The sequence below is a fragment of the Stenotrophomonas sp. GW821-FHT09E08 genome (assembly GCF_059416125.1).
Genome location: NZ_JBWKOO010000015.1, coordinates 97,175 through 116,243, shown reverse-complemented (window position 1 = coordinate 116,243; position 19,069 = coordinate 97,175). Strand labels below are relative to the sequence as shown.

The following is a 19,069-nucleotide window of genomic DNA, read 5'->3' as shown; positions in this document are numbered from 1 at the left end:
CCCCCCCCCCCCCCGGCACTACCAAAAGAGAAGGCCGGCTTTCGCCGGCCTTTTGCTTGATCAGGTCAGATCGACCAGGTTGTCGATCTTCACGTCCGGATTGACGTCGGCCTCGTAGTCGACGCCCTCCACGCCAAAACCGAACAGGCGCAGGAAGTCGGCCTTGTAGCCGGCCAGGTCGCTGATCTCGTACAGGTTCTCATTGGTCACCTGCGGCCACAGCGCAACGACCTTGCCCTGCACGTCCGCCGCCATTTCCTTGTAGTCCGCCCGCAGGCGGCCTTCTTCGTCGATGAGCGCGACCTTGTTGCCGTCTCCATCAACCAGGTCGTGGCGCAGGCGATCGACCGCCACACCATCGGCGCTGGCACCGTAGAGGATGTCGTAGAGCACATCGAGCTGTTCGATGCAGCCTTCGTGGGTGCCCTTTTCCTTCATCACCTTGAACAGCAGCGACAGGTACAGCGGCATGGTCGGAATGGCCGAGCTGGCCTGGGTGACCACCGCCTTCAGCACCGACACCCGGGCGTCGCCACCGATCTTGGCCAACTTCTCGCGCAGGCTCAGCACCTTGGTGTCCAGGTCTTTCTTGGCCGCGCCGATCGAACCGTTCCAGTAAATGGCCTGGGTGATTTCTTCGCCCACGTAGGTGAAGGCAGTGGTGGTGCAGCCGTTGGCCAGCACGCCGGCATCGGCCAGCGCGTCGATCCACATCTGCCAGTCCTCACCGCCCATCACCGCGACCGTGCCGGCGATTTCCTCGGCCGTGGCCGGCTGAAGGTGGGTCTCGGTCAGCACTTCCTTGTCGGTGTCCAGCCCGCGCAGGGTGATCGGCTCTCCGATCGGCTTCAGCGTCGAGCTGATGATTTCACCGGTCTTCGGGTGCTTGCGACGCGGCGCGGCCAGGCTGTAGACCACCTGATCCACCTGGCCGAGATCGGCCTTGATCATCTCGATGGTCCTGGCCTTCACTTCATCGGAGAAGGCATCGCCGTTGATGCTCTTGGCGTACAGGCCGGCTTCGTCGGCGTACTTGTGGAACGCGGCGGAGTTGTACCAGCCCGCAGTGCCCGGCTTGCTCTCGGTGCCAGGGCGCTCGAAGAAGATGCCCAAGGTCGCCGCGCCGCTGCCGAACGCCGCGGTGATGCGCGCAGCCAAGCCGTAGCCGGTAGAGGCACCGATCACCAGCACGCGCTTGGGGCCGTTCTGGATCGGCGGGCGCGCACGGATGTAGTCGATCTGCTGCTTGACGGCGGCCTCGCAGCCGGTCGGGTGGGTGGTGACGCAGATGAAGCCGCGGACGCGCGGTTTGATGACCATGGATACCTCGGGTTGGCAGATGCGGCGCGCGGGGCGCTCAGCAGGAATACGGGCGCGCGCCTGCGCGCGCGAACCGCAGGATCGTAGTGCGCGGGGGAAGATTGCACAACCGACGCTGGCGTAGGGTGGTGGTGTTTTGCAGGGTTGCACCCTGCACCTGCAGAGACCGGAGCAACGTCAAAAGCTGGGTTCCTGTGAGATGGCGGGGTGGGTCCGGTGGAGGGGGACGCCGTGAACCCGTCCATGGGGGCTTGGTCGCGGCATCCATGCCGCTCACACCCCCTCCACCGGACCCACCCCGCCTTCGACAGTCTTCCGCGATCTGTCGGAACAGCTCTTGGGGGCAGATCCGTTTTCCGAAGGAAAACGGATCTGCCCCCATTTGTTTGTATCGATATCTGACAGATGTGCCGACCAACGGTCGGCACCCACCAACAGCCGCGTGAACCTGTCGAAGGCGGGGCACTGTGGGTTTGCGGGGTGTGAGCCGCATGGATGCGGCGACCAAGCCCCCATGGATGGGTTTACGGCGTCCCCGCAAACTCACAGTGCCCCGCCATCCCACGGAATGCCGCTTCGCTTTGGATTTGGCTGTTGCTGTTGCTTCGGCAGGTGCAGGGCGCCGCCCTGCCAACAAAAAACCCCGCTTGCGCGGGGTTCTCTGTGTGCTGCGTGCAACGGGTACTTACGGGCGACGGGCCAGGGCCTCGACGTCCTTCGCCTTCGGCAGCAGGTCCTGCTTGCTGACGCGCAGGAAACCGATCGTCAGCATCGGCACCGCCACCAGGATCGAGGACAGCACCACGATCACCGCACCGATCATGTGCGTCTCGGCCAGGCCTTCCATCGAGCTGCCGCCGTACATGTACAGGGCAAGCGCTGACAGGAAGAACATCACAGCCGTGATCACCGTACGCGACAGCGTCTGGTTGATCGAACGGTTCAGCACTTCCATCGAGTCCACGCGCAGGCTGCGGAAGTTCTCGCGGACGCGGTCGAAGACCACGATGATGTCGTTGATCGCAAAGCCCATCACCGACAGCAGGCCGGCCAGCACGGTCAGGTCGAACTCACGGCCCAGCAGGGACACATAAGCCACCGTCACGATCAGGTCGAACATCGCCACGATGCTGGCGGTGACCGCGAACTTCCATTCGAAGCGCACCGCGATGTAGATCAGGAAGCCGGCCAGCATGAAGATGGTGGCGTACAGGCCATTCATCGCCAGGTCCTTGCCGATCTGCGGACCCACGAACTCATTGCGCAGCACCGTAGCCTGGTTGTCGGCGGTGGACAGCGCCTTCACCACGGCCGCGGCGGTGGCCTTGTCCTCGTGCGCGGCATCGCCGGTGCCCGGGGCGTGCTCACCGTGCGGGGCCAGGCGGATCAGCAGATCGGTGTTGCCACCAACACTCTGTACCTGGGCGCCGTCGAAGCCGCTCTCTTCGAGCTTGGTACGGACCTGCTCGACGTCCACCGCCTTGTCGAAGCGGGCTTCGATCAGGGTGCCGCCGGTGAAGTCCAGGGCGTAGTTGAAGCCCTTGAAGCCGATGATGGCGATCGAGGCCAGGAACACGATGATCGTGACGACCATCGCGACATGGCGCCAGCGCATGAAGTCGATCTTGGTGTCGTTCGGGAGGATGTGCAGCGGAAACAGTTTCATGTGCGTGTCGTCCCGTCAGATGGCCACGTTCTGGAGCTTCTTGCGGCGGCCGTAGATCAGCGTCGCCAGTGCACGCGACACGGTGATCGCGGTGAACATGGAGGCGAAAATACCGATGATCATGGTCAGCGCGAAGCCCTTCAGCGGACCGGTACCGAATGCGAACAGCGCCACACCGACGATCAGGCCGGTCAGGTTGGCGTCGAGGATGGTGCCCGAAGCACGTTCGTAACCGGTCACGATCGCGGTCTTGCCCGGCACGCCGGCACGCAGTTCTTCACGGATACGTTCGTTGATCAGCACGTTGGCGTCGACCGACAGGCCGACCGACAACGCCAGGCCGGCGAAGCCCGGCAGGGTCATGGTCGCACCGAAGAGCGACATCACCGCGACCACGATCAGCAGGTTGAACAGCATCGCGATCGAGGTGATCACGCCGAACATGCGGTAGTAGACGCTGAAGAACACCAGGGTGAACAGGAATGCGAACACGACCGCGCGCATACCGTTCTTGACGTTCTCGGCGCCCAGGCTCGGGCCGACCACGCGCTCTTCGACGAAGTCCATCGGCGCGGCCAGCGAGCCGGACTTCAGCAGCTTGGCCAGGTCCTCGGCTTCCTTCTTCTGCAGGCCGGTGGTCTGGAAGTTCTTGCCGAACACGCCGTTGATGTTGGCCACCGAGATCACTTCCTCGTTGACCTTGAAGCCACGCACTTCCTGGCCGTCAACGACGGTCACGGTCGGCACGCGCTCGGTATAGACCACCGCCATCGGCTTGTTCACGTTGGCACTGGTGAAGTCGAACATGCGCTGGCCGCCGACGTTGTTCAGCGTCACGCTGACTGCCGGGGAGCCACTGTTCGAATCAGTCACCGCCTGCGCGCCGACCATCTGGTCACCGGTGACGATCACGCGCTTGTTCAGCAGGATCGGGCCGCGGCCATCACGCTGCTGGTAGACCTTCGCCTCCGGCGGGATGCGGCCGGCGGTGATGGCGTCCTGCGCGTTGCCCTCGACCACCGCACGGTATTCCAGGGTGGCGGTGGCGCCGATCATGCGCTTGGCTTCGGCGGTGTCCTGCACGCCCGGCAGCTGAACGACCACGCGGTCGGCACCCTGGCGCTGGATGATCGGCTCGGCCACGCCGAGCTGGTTCACACGGTTGCGCAGGGTGTTGATGTTCTGCTCGATGGCGCCGTTGGCGATCTGGGTGATCTCGGTTTCCGGCACGGTCACCGTAATGCGGTTGCCACTGATGTCGTAGCCGAGGGTCGGCTGCGCCTTGACCAGGGCGGCACGGGCGCGCTGCGCGGCATCGTCACCGGCGGACGGGCTCAGGTTGGCCACGATGCTGTTGTCAGCGCGGCGTTCCACCGACTGGTACGGGATGCGCGCATCACGCAGGGTGCTGCGCACGTCTTCGGTGTAGGCATCCAGGCGCTTGTCCAGGGCGGCCTTCTGGTCGACCTGCAGCACGAAGTGCACGCCACCCTGAAGGTCCAGGCCCAGCACCATCGGGCGACCACCGAGGTTGGCCAGCCAGTCCGGCACGGTCGAGGCCAGGTTCAGGGCCACGGTGTAGTTCTCACCGACGGTGTCACGCAGGGCGTCGCTGGCAGCGGACTGCGCCTTCAGGTCCGGCAGGCGGACGATCAGGCTCTCCCCTTCCTTCTCGGCACCAACGGCGTCCACGCCGGCCTTCTTCAGGTCGGCCAGCACACGGTCACGCAGCGCATCGTCGATCTGCCCGCCACGGTTGGCGGTGATCTGGATGGCCGGGTCCTTCTGGTAGATGTTGGGCAGCGCGTACAGCGCGCTGAGCGCCAGTACGATCAGGATGACGACGTACTTCCAGCGTGGAAATTCGAGCATTGCTTGGGTCCCGCGCGGCGCCATCCCCGGCGCCGCGGTTGTGCTTCGGAAAGGGAGTGGCTTACTTGGCCGAATCCAGGGTGCCGGTCGGCAGCACGCTGCCAACAGCGCCCTTCTGCACGCGGATGCGCACGTTCTCGGCCACTTCGATGGTGACGAAGTTGTCGCCGATGTCGGTGACCTTGCCGGCGATGCCGCCGTTGGTCAGCACTTCGTCGCCACGCTTGATCTTCTCCAGCATGGACTTGTGCTCCTTCTGCCGCTTCATCTGCGGGCGGATCATCAGGAAGTACATGATGGCGATCAGGATGACCGGGAACAGCAGCGTGGTCAGGCCCATGCCCTGCGGTTGGCCGCCGGCGGCCTGGGCGTGGGCGGCGGGAATCAGGAAGGCAAGCAGGTTCATCGTTGGTCCTTTGGTTGGGCGGCGCTTCGGCCCTTTCACGGGCACGAGGTGTCGACCGCGGATCTGGGTCAGCCTTGAAGTATGCCACGGCCCCGGGCATTCGTCCTTGGGCCGTTTGGCAGGGGGTGTTCGGGTTACAGGGGCGGCGCGACCGCCCCGCGTGCCGCGTAGAAAGACTCACGGAAGGCCAGGAAGGTTCCCGCCTCGATCGCCGCGCGGATGTCGGCCATGAGCTTTTCGTAATAGAACAGGTTATGCAGGGTGCCCAGCATCGGCGCCAGCATCTCGTTGCAGCGGTCCAGGTGGCGCAGGTAGGACCGGGTGTAGCCGCCGGTGCAGGCCACGCAGCCGCAGCCCGGCTCGATCGGGTCCATGTCGCGCGCGTACTGGGAATTACGGATGCGAACGGTGCCGAACGAGGTGAAATAGTGGCCGTTGCGCGCATTGCGGGTCGGCATTACGCAGTCGAACATGTCCACGCCACGTGCGACACCCTCGACCAGGTCCTCCGGCCGGCCCACGCCCATCAGGTAGCGCGGGCGGTCAGCAGGCAGTTCCGGGTCCAGGTGGTCGAGCATGGCGTTGCGCTCGTCTTCGGGCTCGCCCACGGCCAGGCCGCCGATGGCATAGCCGTCGAAACCGATCGCCTGCAGGGCATCGGCCGAGCGGCTGCGCAGGTCGGTGTGCACGCCGCCCTGGACGATGCCGAACAGGGCCGCGTCGTTGCCGAGCTCGTCATGCGCGTTGCGGCTGCGCTGGGCCCAGCGCAGGCTCAGCTCCATCGAACGGCGCGCCACATCCTCGGTGGCCGGGTACGGGGTGCACTCGTCGAAGATCATCACCACATCCGAATCGAGCACCTTCTGGATCTTCATGCTCTCTTCCGGGCCCAGGAACACCCGGGCACCGTCGGTTGGCGAGGCGAAGGTCACGCCCTGCTCGGTGATCTTGCGGCGGTGGGCCAGCGAGAACACCTGGAAGCCGCCGGAGTCGGTCAGGATCGGGCCATCCCAGCGGCAGAAGCCATGCAGGCCGCCGTGGTCGGCGATGATGTCCAGGCCCGGCCGCAGGTACAGGTGGAAGGTATTGCCGAGGATGATCTCGGCACCCAACGCACGCACCTGGTCCGGCAGGATGCCCTTGACCGAGCCATAGGTACCCACCGGCATGAAGGCCGGCGTTTCCACCGTGCCACGCGGGAAGGTCAGGCGGCCACGGCGGGCACGGCCGTCGCGGGTCTGGAGCTGGAACTGCAATCGGGACATGGAGCGGTCATTCGGGCAAATAGTTGCCCATTGTCCCCCAAAACCCGGCGCCGACGAACCCCACGACCTGTCTACGCCGTTCAGCGCCCTGCCCGCAGGCGCCAGCGCTGCGCCACCAGATCGGCCAGCGCATCCGCCTGGATGGAGTTCAGGATGTCGTTGTGGTCGGCCGAGACACTGTCTGCGCCTGCGATCACCCAGACCGGACGTTGCTGCATCGACGCACAGCCCTGGCCCAGCATGGTCCGGGCGCGCAGAACGAAACGGCCATCGGCAAGTGTTGCGGTACAGGCGTCCAGCTGTGGTGGGGGACAGGCGTCGGCCGTGGCGCAGACCCAGGCTCGATGAGTCTGGCGCTGACGGTCAAATCCAATGGGCGTGCCCCTGAACGCAATCCGGTAGCCCACACCGACGGCCTTGTCGCCCTGCCCCTGCAGCACCGTCACCTTTCGATGCTGGCGCAAAGCATCCGCAGCCGTGATCGATACCGTTCCGGCAAACGCCGGTGACGCGGCCCACGCGGAGACCAGCGCCTGCTCGACCTCGTCGAACTCACGCTCAGCCACTGCCGGATTGAGCATGAAGTACTCGAAGCCGTCCAACTGCTCCTGCACCAGGCCATCCTTGATGGCATGGAACAAGGCCGAGCCGCCGAAACTGTGGCCGATCATGTAGACCGCCCTCTCGGAATGCTGCTCGCGCAACAGGGCCACCACCTGCGCCAGCCCCTTCTCCCCTACCGTCACCGAGGCGTTCTTGCGATCCCATACCGTCAGAAAGTCGCTCGGCTCCCAGGCCAGCGGAGTATCGAAGGAGTCACCACGCCACCCCACATAGAGCCCCCTCACCGGGATCCCCGCCTTGGCCTCGACCTTGCCAAGGAACTCGTCAAAATCAGTGAAGTTGCTGTCATTGGGCGATGCGTTGTGGTGCCAGCCGTTGATGAAAACCACCACTGGGAGATCAACAGGTTCCGTCGCCAACCAGCGCTGCAGGCGGTCGAACTGACCCGGCCAATGGAAATTCCCGGCATCATTGATCTCGATCACCATTCGCTCGCTGCGCGCAGGCAACGCGAGGGGACGGGCCTCATGCTCGGGCCAGTAGGCGACATCGGGCACGCTGGAACAGGACGAAAGGCCACACACGATCAGGCACAGCCCGGCAATCCGGCGCATGAGCGTTCTCCTTGGTGGGGCACCGGCCCCTCCCCGGGGTCTGCGCGCTGCGATCCTAGCCTGCTGGCGCAGGCCTTGGACGACCGCCTGTCGGCGGGCTGCCCGCTCAACCCTGGAAGTAGCAACAAACCTTGAGGGGCGAGGCTTCAACTTCGCCGCCACTGGTCTTGGCGGGTGGTCACCCATCCCTCGCAGTGCACCTTCTGCTGGAGAGATCGTCGGGATGCCATCCACGCATGGCGTGGATCTACTGGTTCAAGTGTTGGAGCAGATCGACCCCATGCGGGGACTCGGTTTTCCGGGTACAAGCCTTGCGCACCAACGGTGCGCACCCATCAGGCTGGGACACCCATCAGGTTGGCTCACCCATCAAGGCAGTGCATCCACCAGGCAGAGGCAGCGCCTCAACCCGCCTGCGGGAACAACAGCATGGCGTCGCCGTAGCTGAAGAAGCGGTAGCGCTGCGCGATCGCGTGCTGGTAGGCCTCGAACACGCGCTCCTTGCCGGCGAACGCGGAAATCATCATCAGCAGCGTGCTTTCCGGCAGATGGAAGTTGGTCACCATCGCGTCGACGCTGCGGATGCGGTAGCCCGGGGTGATGAAGATCTGCGTTTCACCAGCAAACGGCAGCAGTTCGCCATCGCGCATCGCGCTTTCCAGCGCGCGCACCACGGTGGTACCGACGCCGATCACCCGGCCGCCAGCGGCGCGCGTGCGCCGTACCTGCTGCACCAGCTCGGCACCCACGTTCAGCCACTCGCGGTGCATCACGTGGTCCTTCAGGTCATCGGCACGCACCGGCTGGAACGTACCCGCACCCACGTGCAGCGTGACGTGGCCGAAGTCCACGCCCTTGTCCTTCAGCGCGGCCAGCAGCGGTTCGTCGAAATGCAGGCCGGCGGTCGGCGCGGCCACCGCGCCCACTTCACGCGCGAACACGGTCTGGTAGCGCTCACGGTCGTCCATGCCCGGCTCGCGCTGGATATACGGCGGCAGCGGCAGGCGACCGGCATGCAGCAGCCACTGCTCCAGCGATTCCGGCACATGGAACTGCAGCACATAGAACTCGCCGTCGCGGCCCAGCACCTCGGCTTCACCACCGGCATCCAGCGCGATGCGGCTGCCGGCCTTGGGCGACTTGCTGGCTCCCACCTGCGCGCGGGCCTGCTGGCCGCCGAGCAGGCGCTCGATCAGGATCTCCACACGGCCACCGCTGGCCTTCTGCCCGAACAGGCGCGCTGGGATCACCCGGGTGTCGTTGAACACCAGCAGATCGCCCGGCTGCAGCAGCGACGGCAGGTCACGCACCTGCAGATCGGTGAAGGCGGCGGGGGCTTGCGGCACCAGCAGCAGGCGGCTTGCGGAACGTTCGGCCAAGGGCGCCTGCGCGATCAGTTCAGCCGGCAGGTCGTAGTTGAAATCGGACTTCTTCAAGGCAGTGGGCGGCAACAGGTCGACAATGGCGCGCATTGTACGTCCAGCGTCTGCGAGCCGGCGCGCTTCGCGGCGAACGTCGCGCAAAATGCTGCTATGCAGCAGGTTTCTGCGGGGTTATCGCGCAAAAAAACAAGTGCTAGCATCGAGTTGGAAGTCCGCTGCACGAGCCTGCCCCAAGCGCGCGTGATGACGCGCGTTTTGCTTTTGAAGACCCGTGCGACCCATTGTTTCAGGAGATCTGCAATGAGCTTCATCGAACGTCTCGCCCCCCTGCGCAACCAGCCCGGCACCCGCCTCACCTCCGGCCTGGACGATGCCACCCTGAAGGCCCTGTCCGCCAACCACCCGCAGCTGATCGCCGCGGTGGACGCCGCCGCCGAGGAATTCGCGCGTGTGCAGGCCGACCTGGGGCCGCTGCTGGCGCAGGACGAACAGGCGCAGATCGACGCGATGCAGGACGGCTTCGTCAATTTCTATGCCGATGATGCGGTGACTCCGTACGTGGCACTGGCCGCACGCGGCCCCTGGGTGGTCACCCTGAAGGGCGCGGTGCTGTACGACGCCGGCGGCTACGGCATGCTCGGCTTCGGCCACACCCCGGATGCCGTGCTGGAGGCTATGGCGCGCCCGCAGGTGATGGCCAACATCATGACCCCCAGCCTGTCCCAGCAGCGCTTCATCACCGCGCTGCGCGCCGAGATCGGCCACCGTCGTGGCGGCTGCCCGTTCACCCGTTTCATGTGCCTGAATTCCGGCTCTGAAGCGGTCGGCCTGGCCGCTCGCATCGCCGACGTCAATGCCAAGCTGCAGACCGACCCGGGTGCCCGCCACGCCGGCGCCGCGATCAAGCGCGTGGTGGTCAAGGGCAGCTTCCATGGCCGTACCGACCGCCCTGCCCTGTATTCCGATTCCAGCCGCAAGAGCTACATGCAGCACCTGGCCAGCTACCGTGGCGAAGACTCGGTGATTACCGTGGCGCCGTACGATGAGACCGGCCTGCGCAAGGTGTTCGAGGATGCCGCACGCAACCAGTGGTTCATCGAGGCGGTGTTCCTGGAACCGGTGATGGGCGAAGGCGACCCGGGCCGTTCGGTGCCGCCGTCGTTCTATGCGGTGGCCCGCGAACTGACCCGTGCCCATGGCAGCCTGTTGCTGCTGGACTCGATCCAGGCCGGCCTGCGCGCGCATGGCGTGCTGTCGGTGGTCGACTACCCGGGCTTTGAAGGCCTCGATCCGCCGGACATGGAAACCTATTCCAAGGCGCTCAACGCCGCGCAGTACCCGCTGTCGGTGCTGGCCGTGACCGAGCATGCCGCGCAGCTGTACCGCAAGGGCATTTACGGCAACACCATGACCAGCAACCCACGTGCGCTGGACGTGGCCTGCGCCACCCTGGCCCAGCTGACCCCGCAGGTACGCGCCAACATCGCCGAGCGCGGTGCCGAGGCGGTGCGCAAGCTGGAGCAGCTCAAGGGCGAACTGGGCGGCCTGATCACCAAGGTGCAGGGCACCGGCCTGCTGTTCTCCTGCGAGCTGGCCCCGCAGTTCAAGTGCTACGGCGCCAATTCCACCGAGGAATGGCTGCGCCAGCACGGCATCAACGTGATCCACGGTGGCGAGAACTCGCTGCGCTTCACTCCGCACTTCGGCATGGACAGCGAGGAGCTGGACCTGCTGGTGGGCCTGGTCGGCCGCGCCCTGCGTGAAGGCCCGCGCCGCGAGCAGGCCGCCGCGGCGTAAGCCCCGTTCTTTGTAGAGTCGAGCTTGCTCGACTCTACCGTTGCCGCGATCTGAACGAAGAACCGCCGAGCGCGGCTCGGCTCTACAGACGGCAACCGCGAAGGTCCATAATCCATAGACACCCCGTCCCTGACCGCTCTGCGGTCGGCGATGGGGCGTTTTCGTTTCCGGCCAAGAGACAGGAAGATCCATGAAATCGATCTGTGTGTACTGTGGTTCCAACGCTGGCAGCAAGCCGGCCTATACCGAACGCGCCCTTGCCCTGGGCGACCGCATCGCCCGCGATGGCATGCGCCTGGTGTACGGCGGCGGCAACGTCGGCCTGATGGGAACCGTGGCCAATGCCGTGCTCGCTGCCGGCGGCGAAGTGACCGGCGTGATTCCGCGCCAGCTCGCCGACTGGGAAGTGGCACATCGCGGCCTCACCGAACTGGAAATCGTAGGCTCGATGCATGAGCGCAAGTCGCGCATGTTCGACCTGGCCGATGGCTTCGTCACCCTGCCCGGCGGCTTCGGCACCATGGAAGAGATCTTCGAGATGCTGACCTGGCGCCAGCTGGGCATCGGCAACAAGCCGTGCGCGTTCCTCGACGTGGAAGGCTTCTACGCACCGCTGATCGGCATGATCGACCGCATGGTGGAAGAGCGCTTCCTGCATCCCGACCAGCGCCAGGACCTGTGGTACGGCTCGGACATCGAAGAAATGCTGGCGTGGATGAAGAACTACCAACCGGCGCAGGCCTCGAAGTGGATCGACGAGAAGCGTCGCGCCGCCCTGCGCTGAGGCTTCCCTGCGCGGTGGTTCAGACCGCCGCGCAGCCCCACGGTGCCGGCCGCCCCAGCAGGTAGCCCTGGCCATAGTCGCAGCCGAGTTCGCGCAGCGTCTGCTGCTGCGCCTCGGTTTCGATGCCCTCGCCGATGGTCTCGATGCCCAACGTGCGCGCCAGCGACAGCACGCCCTCGACCAGCGCGCGCGTGCTCTGCACTTCCGGTCCATGCAGACCGGCGATGAAGCTCTGGTCGATCTTCAGCGTGCTGATCGGGAAGCGGTGCAGGTAGGACAGCGCCGAGAAGCCGGTACCGAAATCGTCCAGCTGCACCTGGATGCCGCGCTCGCGCAGGCCCTGCAGGATGCGCAGCGTGTGCGGGCCGTCATCCAGCAGTGCGACCTCGGTGATCTCCAGCCGCAGCCGCTGCGGATCGGCACCGTACGCATCCAGCAGGCCGAACAGCCGGCCGCTGAACTCAGCAGAGCGGAAATGACGCGGTGACACGTTCACCGACACATAGGTGTGCCCGCCTTCGGCCAGGCCGGCGATGACCTGTTCGTAGATCAGCCAGTCGACCTGTTCGATCAGCCCACTCTCCTCGCCCAGCTCCAGGAACGCCCCCGGCAGCAGCAGGCCACGGCGCTCGTGCTGCCAGCGCAGCAGCGCCTCGTGCCCGACCACCTCGCCATCGGAGAGGCGCACGATCGGCTGGTAGAACGGCACGAAATCGTGGTTGTTGATCGCGCGGCGCAGATCGGCTTCCAGGTCGAGGCTGCGCATGGCCTGCTCGCGCATGTCCTCGTCGAAGATCGCGCAGCGGTCATGGCCCTGCGCCTTGGCCCGGTACATCGCGGCGTCGGCATCGCGCAGCAGCTCTTCGCCGGTACGGTAGCGCGGGTTCCACAGGGCGATGCCCAGGCTGCCAGACGGGAACAGTTCGCGGCCGGCGATCCACATCGATTCCTGCAGCGCCAGTAGCAGTCGCTGGCCAAAATCCAGTGCCTGCGCCAGACCCTGCGGACACTGCAGCAGCACTGCGAATTCGTCACCGCCCAGCCGCGCCACCACATCGTCGGTGCTGGCCATCGACACGATGCGCTTGGCCACTTCCACCAGCATGCGATCGCCCGCGGCATGGCCGATGCTGTCGTTGACCAGCTTGAAGCGGTCCAGGTCAAGGAACAACACGGCGAACACCGGTCCACCCTCGCGTCGGGCCAGCGCCAACGCATCCTGCAGGCGGTCGAGCAGATGCAGGCGGTTGGGCAGGCCGGTCAGCGCATCGTGCATGGCCTGGTGGGTCAGCCGTTGTTCTGCGCGCAGCCGCTCGCCGATCTGGCCGAGCAGTTTCTCGTTGACCTCGGCCAACTCGCGGGTGCGCTCTTCCACCCGTTTTTCCAACTCGGCATGCGCCGAACGCAGCCGTTGCTGGTCGCGCTGGCGGGCCAGGCCGGTGCCGATGTTCTGCGCGACGAAGGTCAGCAGGCGCTGGTCGTGCACGCTGAAGGTGCTGTTCTGGCTGTAACTCTGCACCACGATCGCGCCGACCACTTCGTCGTCGCGCAGCAGCGGCACGCCCAGCCAGCAATGCGAGCGCGCACCGGATTCGCGCACCTCGCCGTTGGCCAGCAGCGCATCGATCTGCGCGCGCGAAGCCAGCAGCGGCCGCCGGTTGCGTACCACGTATTCGGTCAGGCCACGGCTGAACGGTCGCGGCGCACGGCTGGCATTGTGCTCGTCCACCGAATAGACGAAATCCAGGCCATTGCCCGCCGCGTTGACCAGCGCGATGTAGAAATTGCGCGCGTCGAGCAGGCGCCCCACCACGCCGTGTACCCGCCCGTAGAACTGGGCCAGGCTGTCGGCCGACATCGCCATCTCGGCGATGTTGTACAACGCGGTCTGCAGCTGCTCGGCACGGCGTCGTTCGGCCACCTCGTCCTGCAGGCTGTGGTTGGCGCGCTGCAGCTGCTGGGTGCGCCGCTCGACCTGCTGTTCCAGCCGCACCTGGGCCTGGCGTCGGTCCATCGCGGTCTGCACATGCTGGGCGACAAAACCCAGCAGGGCACGCTCGGACTCACCATAGCGGGCCGCGTGTTCGTAGCTCTGCACCACGATGGCACCGCACACGCGGCCATCGCGCAGCATCGGTACGCCCAGCCAGTCCAGGCTTTCCGGGCCACGCTGCGGATCGTGCTCCTGCTCGACCACCCGCGCAAGCAGCTCGCGTGACGGGCCACTGAGCGGCCTGCCATGGCGCAGCAGCGCCACCGTCAGACTGCGCGGCATCTCGCTGGCGTCATGGCTCTGCGCCGGGTCGGCAACGAAGTCATCAACCTGGTCGGCGAAGTACAGGAACCGGATCTGGTCGCGCACATCGTCGTACTCGACGATGTAGCAGTTCTCGGCGTACATCAGCGTGCCCAGCACACCGTGCACGTGGCGCAGCATCTCGCCCATCTCCAGGTCGGCACCGGCCAGGTCGGCGATCTGGAACAGCGCCTGCTGCAGCCGCTCGGCCTCCTCCAGCGCCTTGATCTGTCCCGCCTGGCGGCCGCGCTGCAGGGCCAGCTCCATCGCCTGCCGGGCCAGCCCCCACCACGCCGGCGAGGGGATCGCGCCCTCCACCGACAGCAGCAGGCGCGCACCGTCGTAGTCCCAGCCATGCTGGCCATCGCCGATGCCAGCAGGTACTGCAGGCCGGTCACCGCTGACGGGCGGCCAGCCGCCCTCGCCACGCCCCAGCTGCGGGTCTTCCCAGCCGACCCGGAGCACTGCCGTTTCCGGCAGCAGCGCATGCAGCGCGCGCACCAGCGCCGTGCTCAGCACGGCCTCGTGTAGTGGTTCTTCCGCCGGTTCAGCATGCGTGGACAAATGACAATCTCTTGGCGCCGTCTGTGCGTCGCCTCCCCTGAGCCGCCGAGCATAGCGCGCCACCCGGGGGGCAATGGAAGCCCGCAAACCCCGAATCGTGCGCCCGTACGTTTTTCCTGCCGACCGTAGCCCCTTCCGAGCCATGACCCTCGCCCTTCCCACCGCCGCCACCGGCTATGCGCCACCGTCTGCAGGCCTTACCCTGTACGCCGTGGAAGCCAGCGCACTGCCAACCGATGAAGCCTTGATGCTGGCCTGGGCCGGTGGCGACCTGCGCGCGTTCGAAAGCCTGTATGCACGCCACCGCAAGCGCCTGTTCGGCTTCCTGCTGCGGCAACTGCGGGACAACGCGCTGGCCGAGGAGATCTTCCAGGATGTGTGGCAGCGGGTGATCAGCGCCCGCGCCGGCTGGCAGCCCGAAGCGGCGTTCAGCACCTGGCTGTTCCGCATCGCCCACAACCGCTTGAACGACCACTGGCGCGCTGCCCGCCACCGCCCCGCCGCGCCGGCCGATGCCGACCTGCGCCTGGCGGCGATCGAGGACGGGCAGACCCCGGAAGCCGAGCTTTCCGAATTCGAACAGCGTCGCCGCATCCAGCTGGCGATGGAGCAACTGCCGCCCGAGCAGCGCGAAGTGCTGCAGTTGCGGCTGGATCAGGAACTGAGCCTGGAGGAGATTGGCCAGATCACCGGCGTGGGCCGGGAAACCGTGAAATCGCGGCTGCGCTATGCGATGGACAAGCTGCGTGCGGGATTGAACGCATGAACCGAAACGCCCCCCTGACGCCGGAAGAACGCGAGCTGGCCCAGCTGCTCGGCCGTCGCGCCGAGCAGGCACCGCCGGCCGCGCTGGACGCCGCCATCCTGGCCGCGGCACGTGCCGCCGTGGATGCGCCGTCCGCCGATGCCACCACCTCACCGGACGCGCCCCGCGTGCGGCGCACCCGCCCGCGCTGGCCGGCGGTGTTCGGCATCGCGGCCTCGATGGTGTTCGCGATCGGTATCGCCTGGCAGCTGCGCCCGGAACCGCCGCCGGTTCCGGCCGGCGAAGCCCAGATGGCGGCTGCGCCTGCAGCTGCCGATGTCGCCGCCACTGAGCAGACGATTGAAAGCAGCGCCGCAGACAACACGGCTGCCGCTGCAGAACCGGCTGTTGCCCCGGCAACGCCGGAAGCTGTTGCCGCCCCGGCAGCGGCCATTGCACGCGAGCGCAAGCCAGCACCAGTAGAAGCCACCGATGCACCGGCACCGGCCGCGCGATCGATGGCGGCAGAACCCGCTGCCGACAGCGCCTTCGCTGCACTGCCGCCGCCACCGGCTGCGGCGCCACCGGCGCCCCCTGCTCCCACTGCCTACTCGGCACCCGCGCCGCTGATGGCACCGGCTGTCGCCAGTGGTTCGCTGAAGGCACGCTCGGCAGGCACGCCAGAGCCCAACAGCGTGCAGGCCGAACAGGCCCCGGCATTGGACCGGGTAGAGATCACCTCGATGAAGCGCGAAGCCCCCAGCCGTTCCGCACCGGGGGTCATGCGCCGCGGCAGCGATGCTGGCCTGAGTGCGGACACGGTGCAGGCCGAAGTGGCCGCTGACGCCCGGCTGCCACGGCGGCAGTGGCTGCAGAAGATTCGAGAACGTCGCGACGATGGCCAGCGCGACCTCGCCCGCGCCAGCCTGGAGCGCTACATCCAGCAGTATCCGGAATCGCGCCTGCCGCGCGACCTGCGTCCGCTGCTGGACGACTGAGCCGGACCGGGTACTGCAGCAACCCCGTAGAATGGCGGGGATGCCCGATACCCTCGCCCAGCCGGTCAACCACACGCTGGAAGTCAAGCACAGCCGTTTCATCGCCCACGCCGCGCCAATCGACGGTGCGGTGGCGGCGATGGCCTTCCTGCAGCAGGTTGCGGTGACTGACGCCACGCACAACTGCTGGGCCTACCGGCACGGCCAGGACTATCGATCCAGCGATGATGGCGAGCCTGCTGGCACTGCCGGCCGGCCGATCCTGGCCGCCATTGATGGCCAGGGCTTCGACCGGGTGATGGTGGTGGTGACGCGCTGGTTCGGCGGCATCAAGCTGGGCGCCGGCGGTCTGGTGCGTGCCTATGGCGGGGCCGCGGCCGAATGCCTGCGTACCGCGCCGAGGCTGCCGCTGGTGGCCATGTCCCGGCTGCGGCTGCTGGCCGGGTTCGAGGATCTGGGCACCCTGCACGCCACCCTGCCCGTCTTCGCCGCAGAGAAGCGCGATGAACAGTTCGATGCCGACGGCGTGTGCCTGCGGGTCGAATTGCCTGCCGATCAGGTCGACGCATTGAAAATCCGCCTGCGCGACGCCACCCGTGACCGTATCCGCATACAAGACGACGACCAGGATGACTGACAAGGACGACGCCCCCGCTTCGCCCCCGCCGCTGCGCCGCCTCGGCAGCCTGCGCACGCTGTGGCCGTTCGTGCGCCGCCACAGTGGCCTGTTCACGGCCTGGCTGATGGCCTTGGCGGTGTCATCGGCGGCAACGCTGAGCCTGCCACCGGCAGTGAAGCAGATGATTGACCATGGCTTCACCAGTGGCGGCCAGATCAACCGCGCGTTCGCCCTGCTGATGCTGGTGGCGGTAGTCATGGCACTGGGCACGGCTGCGCGCTTCTATTTCGTATCGCTGCTTGGCGAAAAGGTGGTAGCCGACCTGCGCAGCCAGCTGTACGCCCACCTGATCCATCTGGGTGCGGGCTTCCACGACCGCAGCCGCAGCGGTGAACTGGTATCGCGCCTGACGGCAGACACCGAACTGCTGCGCAGCGTGGTCGGCTCGACCATGTCGGTGGCCCTGCGCAGCACGGTCACCGTGATCGGCAGCCTGGCGATGCTGTTCGTCACCAGCCCGCGGTTGGCCGCGTGGTCGCTGCTGGGTATCCCGTTGGCGGTGCTGCCGATCATCATCGGCGCGCGCAAGCTGCGCACGGTCGCACGCAACAGCCAGGACCGCATCGCCGATGCCAACAGCCTGGCCAGCGAAACTCTGGGAGCGGTGCGCACGGTGCAGGCACATGCACGCGAACCGTACGAACGCGGACGCTTCGACAAGGCACTCGTTGATGCCATCGGTGCCGCGCGCCGCCGCATCGGCGCACAGTCGCTGGTCACCGCCAGCGCCATTCTGCTGGTGTTCGGCGCCATCGTCGGCGTGTTGTGGCTGGGCGCGCACGACGTCATCGACGGCCGCCTCAGCGCCGGTACGCTGGGCCAGTTCGTGCTGTATGCACTGATCGGTGGTGGCTCGGTGGGCGCGCTGGCCGAAGTATGGAACGAGCTGCAGCGCGCGGCCGGCGGCATGGGCCGCATCGGCGAACTGCTGCAGGAAGACATCGAGATCCGCGCACCGGCACAGCCGCACGCATTGCCACAGCCATTGCGCGGCGAGATCCAGTTCAACGACGTGGTGTTCCACTACCCTCAGCGCCCTGAGCAGGCTGCGCTGGATCACTTCAACCTGCATGTGCGCCCGGGCGAGACCGTGGCGCTGGTGGGGCCATCCGGCGCCGGCAAGAGTACGGTGCTGTCGATGCTGCTGCGCTTCCACGATCCGGCTGCTGGCCACATCTGCGTGGACGGCATCGATGTACGCGAGGTCGATCCGGCCGAACTGCGCGACCAGCTTGCGCTGGTGCCGCAGCAGCCCACCCTGTTCGCGGCCAGCGCACGCGACAACATCCGCTACGGCCGCCTGCAGGCCAGCGACGCCGAGGTCGAAGATGCTGCGCGCGCAGCCGAGGCCGATGGCTTCCTGCGTGCGTTGCCGCAGGGCTATGACAGCGAACTGGGTGAGCGTGGCGCGCGCCTGTCCGGCGGCCAGCAGCAGCGTGTGGCGATCGCCCGTGCGCTGCTGAAGGACGCACCGATCCTGCTGCTGGATGAAGCGACCAGCGCGCTGGATGCGCAGAGCGAGCATGGCGTGCAGCAGGCGCTGGAGCGATTGATGGCCGGCCGTACCACGCTGGTCATCGCCCACCGCCTGGCCACCGTGCTCAAGGCAGACCGCATCGTGGTGATGGACCAGGGCCGCATCGTGGCCGAGGGTACGCACGCGCAGTTGCTGGCCGAAGGCGGTCTGTATGCTGAACTGGCAAGGCTGCAGTTCATCGATTGATGACAGCCGGCTAACACCCGGCGCGCCAAGCTGGCCACGCGTCAGCAACACCTGCTGAAGGAGGTGCACGATGTCGTTCCGACAGTTCCCCGCCGTCGACAGCAATGGCGACAGCCACATCATCATCGAGTTCAAGCCCGAGGCCAATGGCAGCGGGCACAACTCCGAGTCCACGCCGCGCTACGAGCTGGATGATGGACGCCAGCTGGTCCGCAATGGCCGTGAGTTCACCACCAGTGGCGGTGAAGTGCGGCTGACGATCTGAGGTTCGCCGGGCATGGCCCGGCGCTAGCGGATCTCGTATCGCCCCGCCCTGATAGGCGTCGACCTTGCTCGTATCGCCCCGCCCTGGTAGGTGTCGACCTTGGTCGACACGCTTCTTGCCAAGGGTAGT

15 protein-coding genes are annotated in these 19,069 nt (G+C 66.6%); 7 read left to right on the top strand and 8 right to left on the bottom strand.

Annotated elements, in window-relative coordinates:
* Positions 1-60: 60 nt before the first annotated feature.
* The 7 genes from fabV to queA form a co-directional block, all read right to left on the bottom strand.
* Positions 61-1,320 carry an enoyl-ACP reductase FabV gene (fabV, locus tag AC07M7_RS17275; RefSeq protein WP_295380941.1) on the bottom strand — a complete coding sequence of 420 codons (1,260 nt, stop codon included), beginning with the start codon at positions 1,318-1,320 and terminating at the stop codon, positions 61-63.
* Between the two features lie 685 nt (positions 1,321-2,005).
* Positions 2,006-2,986 (bottom strand): protein translocase subunit SecF, encoded by a 981-nt coding sequence (secF, locus tag AC07M7_RS17270; protein ID WP_136639954.1) that lies wholly within the window; start codon positions 2,984-2,986, stop codon positions 2,006-2,008.
* Between the two features lie 15 nt (positions 2,987-3,001).
* Positions 3,002-4,858, bottom strand: a complete 1,857-nt coding sequence (gene secD / locus AC07M7_RS17265; protein WP_046983659.1) for a protein translocase subunit SecD — start codon at positions 4,856-4,858, stop codon at positions 3,002-3,004.
* A gap of 61 nt (positions 4,859-4,919) precedes the next feature.
* Positions 4,920-5,264, bottom strand: coding sequence for a preprotein translocase subunit YajC (gene yajC / locus AC07M7_RS17260; protein WP_012510769.1), 345 nt, complete (start codon positions 5,262-5,264; stop codon positions 4,920-4,922).
* 134 nt (positions 5,265-5,398) lie between these two features.
* Complete coding sequence (gene tgt / locus AC07M7_RS17255) at positions 5,399-6,529, bottom strand: tRNA guanosine(34) transglycosylase Tgt (protein ID WP_012510768.1); 1,131 nt, start codon at positions 6,527-6,529, stop codon at positions 5,399-5,401.
* Between the two features lie 80 nt (positions 6,530-6,609).
* The gene (locus AC07M7_RS17250; RefSeq protein WP_495207904.1) at positions 6,610-7,707 is read right to left on the bottom strand and encodes an alpha/beta hydrolase; all 1,098 of its coding nucleotides are present in this window, start codon (positions 7,705-7,707) and stop codon (positions 6,610-6,612) included.
* A gap of 404 nt (positions 7,708-8,111) precedes the next feature.
* The gene (queA, locus tag AC07M7_RS17245) at positions 8,112-9,179 is read right to left on the bottom strand and encodes a tRNA preQ1(34) S-adenosylmethionine ribosyltransferase-isomerase QueA (protein WP_337301943.1); all 1,068 of its coding nucleotides are present in this window, start codon (positions 9,177-9,179) and stop codon (positions 8,112-8,114) included.
* Between the two features lie 210 nt (positions 9,180-9,389).
* Between queA and AC07M7_RS17240 the strand changes: the two genes are divergently transcribed.
* Together AC07M7_RS17240 and AC07M7_RS17235 are read left to right on the top strand one after the other, a co-directional pair.
* Complete coding sequence (locus AC07M7_RS17240; RefSeq protein WP_495207903.1) at positions 9,390-10,886, top strand: aminotransferase class III-fold pyridoxal phosphate-dependent enzyme; 1,497 nt, start codon at positions 9,390-9,392, stop codon at positions 10,884-10,886.
* Positions 10,887-11,076: 190 nt separating this feature from the next.
* On the top strand, positions 11,077-11,670 hold the full coding sequence (locus AC07M7_RS17235) for an LOG family protein (protein ID WP_012510766.1): 594 nt from the start codon (positions 11,077-11,079) through the stop codon (positions 11,668-11,670).
* Between the two features lie 19 nt (positions 11,671-11,689).
* On the opposite strand, the gene AC07M7_RS17230 is transcribed toward AC07M7_RS17235, so the two are convergent.
* Positions 11,690-14,530, bottom strand: coding sequence for a bifunctional diguanylate cyclase/phosphodiesterase (locus AC07M7_RS17230; protein WP_253078872.1), 2,841 nt, complete (start codon positions 14,528-14,530; stop codon positions 11,690-11,692).
* Between the two features lie 247 nt (positions 14,531-14,777).
* On the opposite strand from AC07M7_RS17230, the gene AC07M7_RS17225 reads away from it, so the two are divergent.
* The 5 genes from AC07M7_RS17225 to AC07M7_RS17205 all read left to right on the top strand — a co-directional run bounded on the left by AC07M7_RS17225 (position 14,778) and on the right by AC07M7_RS17205 (position 18,940).
* A complete protein-coding gene (locus AC07M7_RS17225) occupies positions 14,778-15,296 on the top strand; it encodes an RNA polymerase sigma factor (RefSeq protein WP_229298213.1) in 519 nt (172 codons plus the stop codon).
* Positions 15,293-16,273 carry a hypothetical protein gene (locus tag AC07M7_RS17220; RefSeq protein WP_495207902.1) on the top strand — a complete coding sequence of 327 codons (981 nt, stop codon included), beginning with the start codon at positions 15,293-15,295 and terminating at the stop codon, positions 16,271-16,273. Before AC07M7_RS17225 ends, AC07M7_RS17220 begins: the two co-directional genes overlap by 4 nt.
* A 40-nt stretch (positions 16,274-16,313) precedes the next feature.
* On the top strand, positions 16,314-16,910 hold the full coding sequence (locus AC07M7_RS17215) for an IMPACT family protein (RefSeq protein WP_046983661.1): 597 nt from the start codon (positions 16,314-16,316) through the stop codon (positions 16,908-16,910).
* On the top strand, positions 16,903-18,675 hold the full coding sequence (locus tag AC07M7_RS17210; RefSeq protein WP_495207901.1) for an ABC transporter transmembrane domain-containing protein: 1,773 nt from the start codon (positions 16,903-16,905) through the stop codon (positions 18,673-18,675). The genes AC07M7_RS17215 and AC07M7_RS17210 overlap by 8 nt, the downstream gene beginning before the upstream one ends.
* Before the next feature lie 70 nt (positions 18,676-18,745).
* Positions 18,746-18,940 (top strand): hypothetical protein, encoded by a 195-nt coding sequence (locus AC07M7_RS17205; protein WP_046983651.1) that lies wholly within the window; start codon positions 18,746-18,748, stop codon positions 18,938-18,940.
* Positions 18,941-19,069 lie beyond the last annotated feature (129 nt).

What these genes read in the sequence shown, in the direction of transcription:
- AC07M7_RS17250 (WP_495207904.1), bottom strand. Translation starts at nt 7,707, where the DNA reads ATGCGCCGGATTGCCGGGCTGTGCCTGATCGTGTGTGGCCTTTCGTCC.
- AC07M7_RS17220 (WP_495207902.1), top strand. Translation starts at nt 15,293, where the DNA reads ATGAACCGAAACGCCCCCCTGACGCCGGAAGAACGCGAGCTGGCCCAG.
- queA (WP_337301943.1), bottom strand. Translation starts at nt 9,179, where the DNA reads ATGCGCGCCATTGTCGACCTGTTGCCGCCCACTGCCTTGAAGAAGTCC.
- fabV (WP_295380941.1), bottom strand. Translation starts at nt 1,320, where the DNA reads ATGGTCATCAAACCGCGCGTCCGCGGCTTCATCTGCGTCACCACCCAC.
- AC07M7_RS17235 (WP_012510766.1), top strand. Translation starts at nt 11,077, where the DNA reads ATGAAATCGATCTGTGTGTACTGTGGTTCCAACGCTGGCAGCAAGCCG.
- AC07M7_RS17240 (WP_495207903.1), top strand. Translation starts at nt 9,390, where the DNA reads ATGAGCTTCATCGAACGTCTCGCCCCCCTGCGCAACCAGCCCGGCACC.
- secD (WP_046983659.1), bottom strand. Translation starts at nt 4,858, where the DNA reads ATGCTCGAATTTCCACGCTGGAAGTACGTCGTCATCCTGATCGTACTG.
- AC07M7_RS17210 (WP_495207901.1), top strand. Translation starts at nt 16,903, where the DNA reads ATGACTGACAAGGACGACGCCCCCGCTTCGCCCCCGCCGCTGCGCCGC.
- secF (WP_136639954.1), bottom strand. Translation starts at nt 2,986, where the DNA reads ATGAAACTGTTTCCGCTGCACATCCTCCCGAACGACACCAAGATCGAC.
- yajC (WP_012510769.1), bottom strand. Translation starts at nt 5,264, where the DNA reads ATGAACCTGCTTGCCTTCCTGATTCCCGCCGCCCACGCCCAGGCCGCC.
- AC07M7_RS17205 (WP_046983651.1), top strand. Translation starts at nt 18,746, where the DNA reads ATGTCGTTCCGACAGTTCCCCGCCGTCGACAGCAATGGCGACAGCCAC.
- AC07M7_RS17215 (WP_046983661.1), top strand. Translation starts at nt 16,314, where the DNA reads ATGCCCGATACCCTCGCCCAGCCGGTCAACCACACGCTGGAAGTCAAG.
- AC07M7_RS17225 (WP_229298213.1), top strand. Translation starts at nt 14,778, where the DNA reads ATGCTGGCCTGGGCCGGTGGCGACCTGCGCGCGTTCGAAAGCCTGTAT.
- tgt (WP_012510768.1), bottom strand. Translation starts at nt 6,529, where the DNA reads ATGTCCCGATTGCAGTTCCAGCTCCAGACCCGCGACGGCCGTGCCCGC.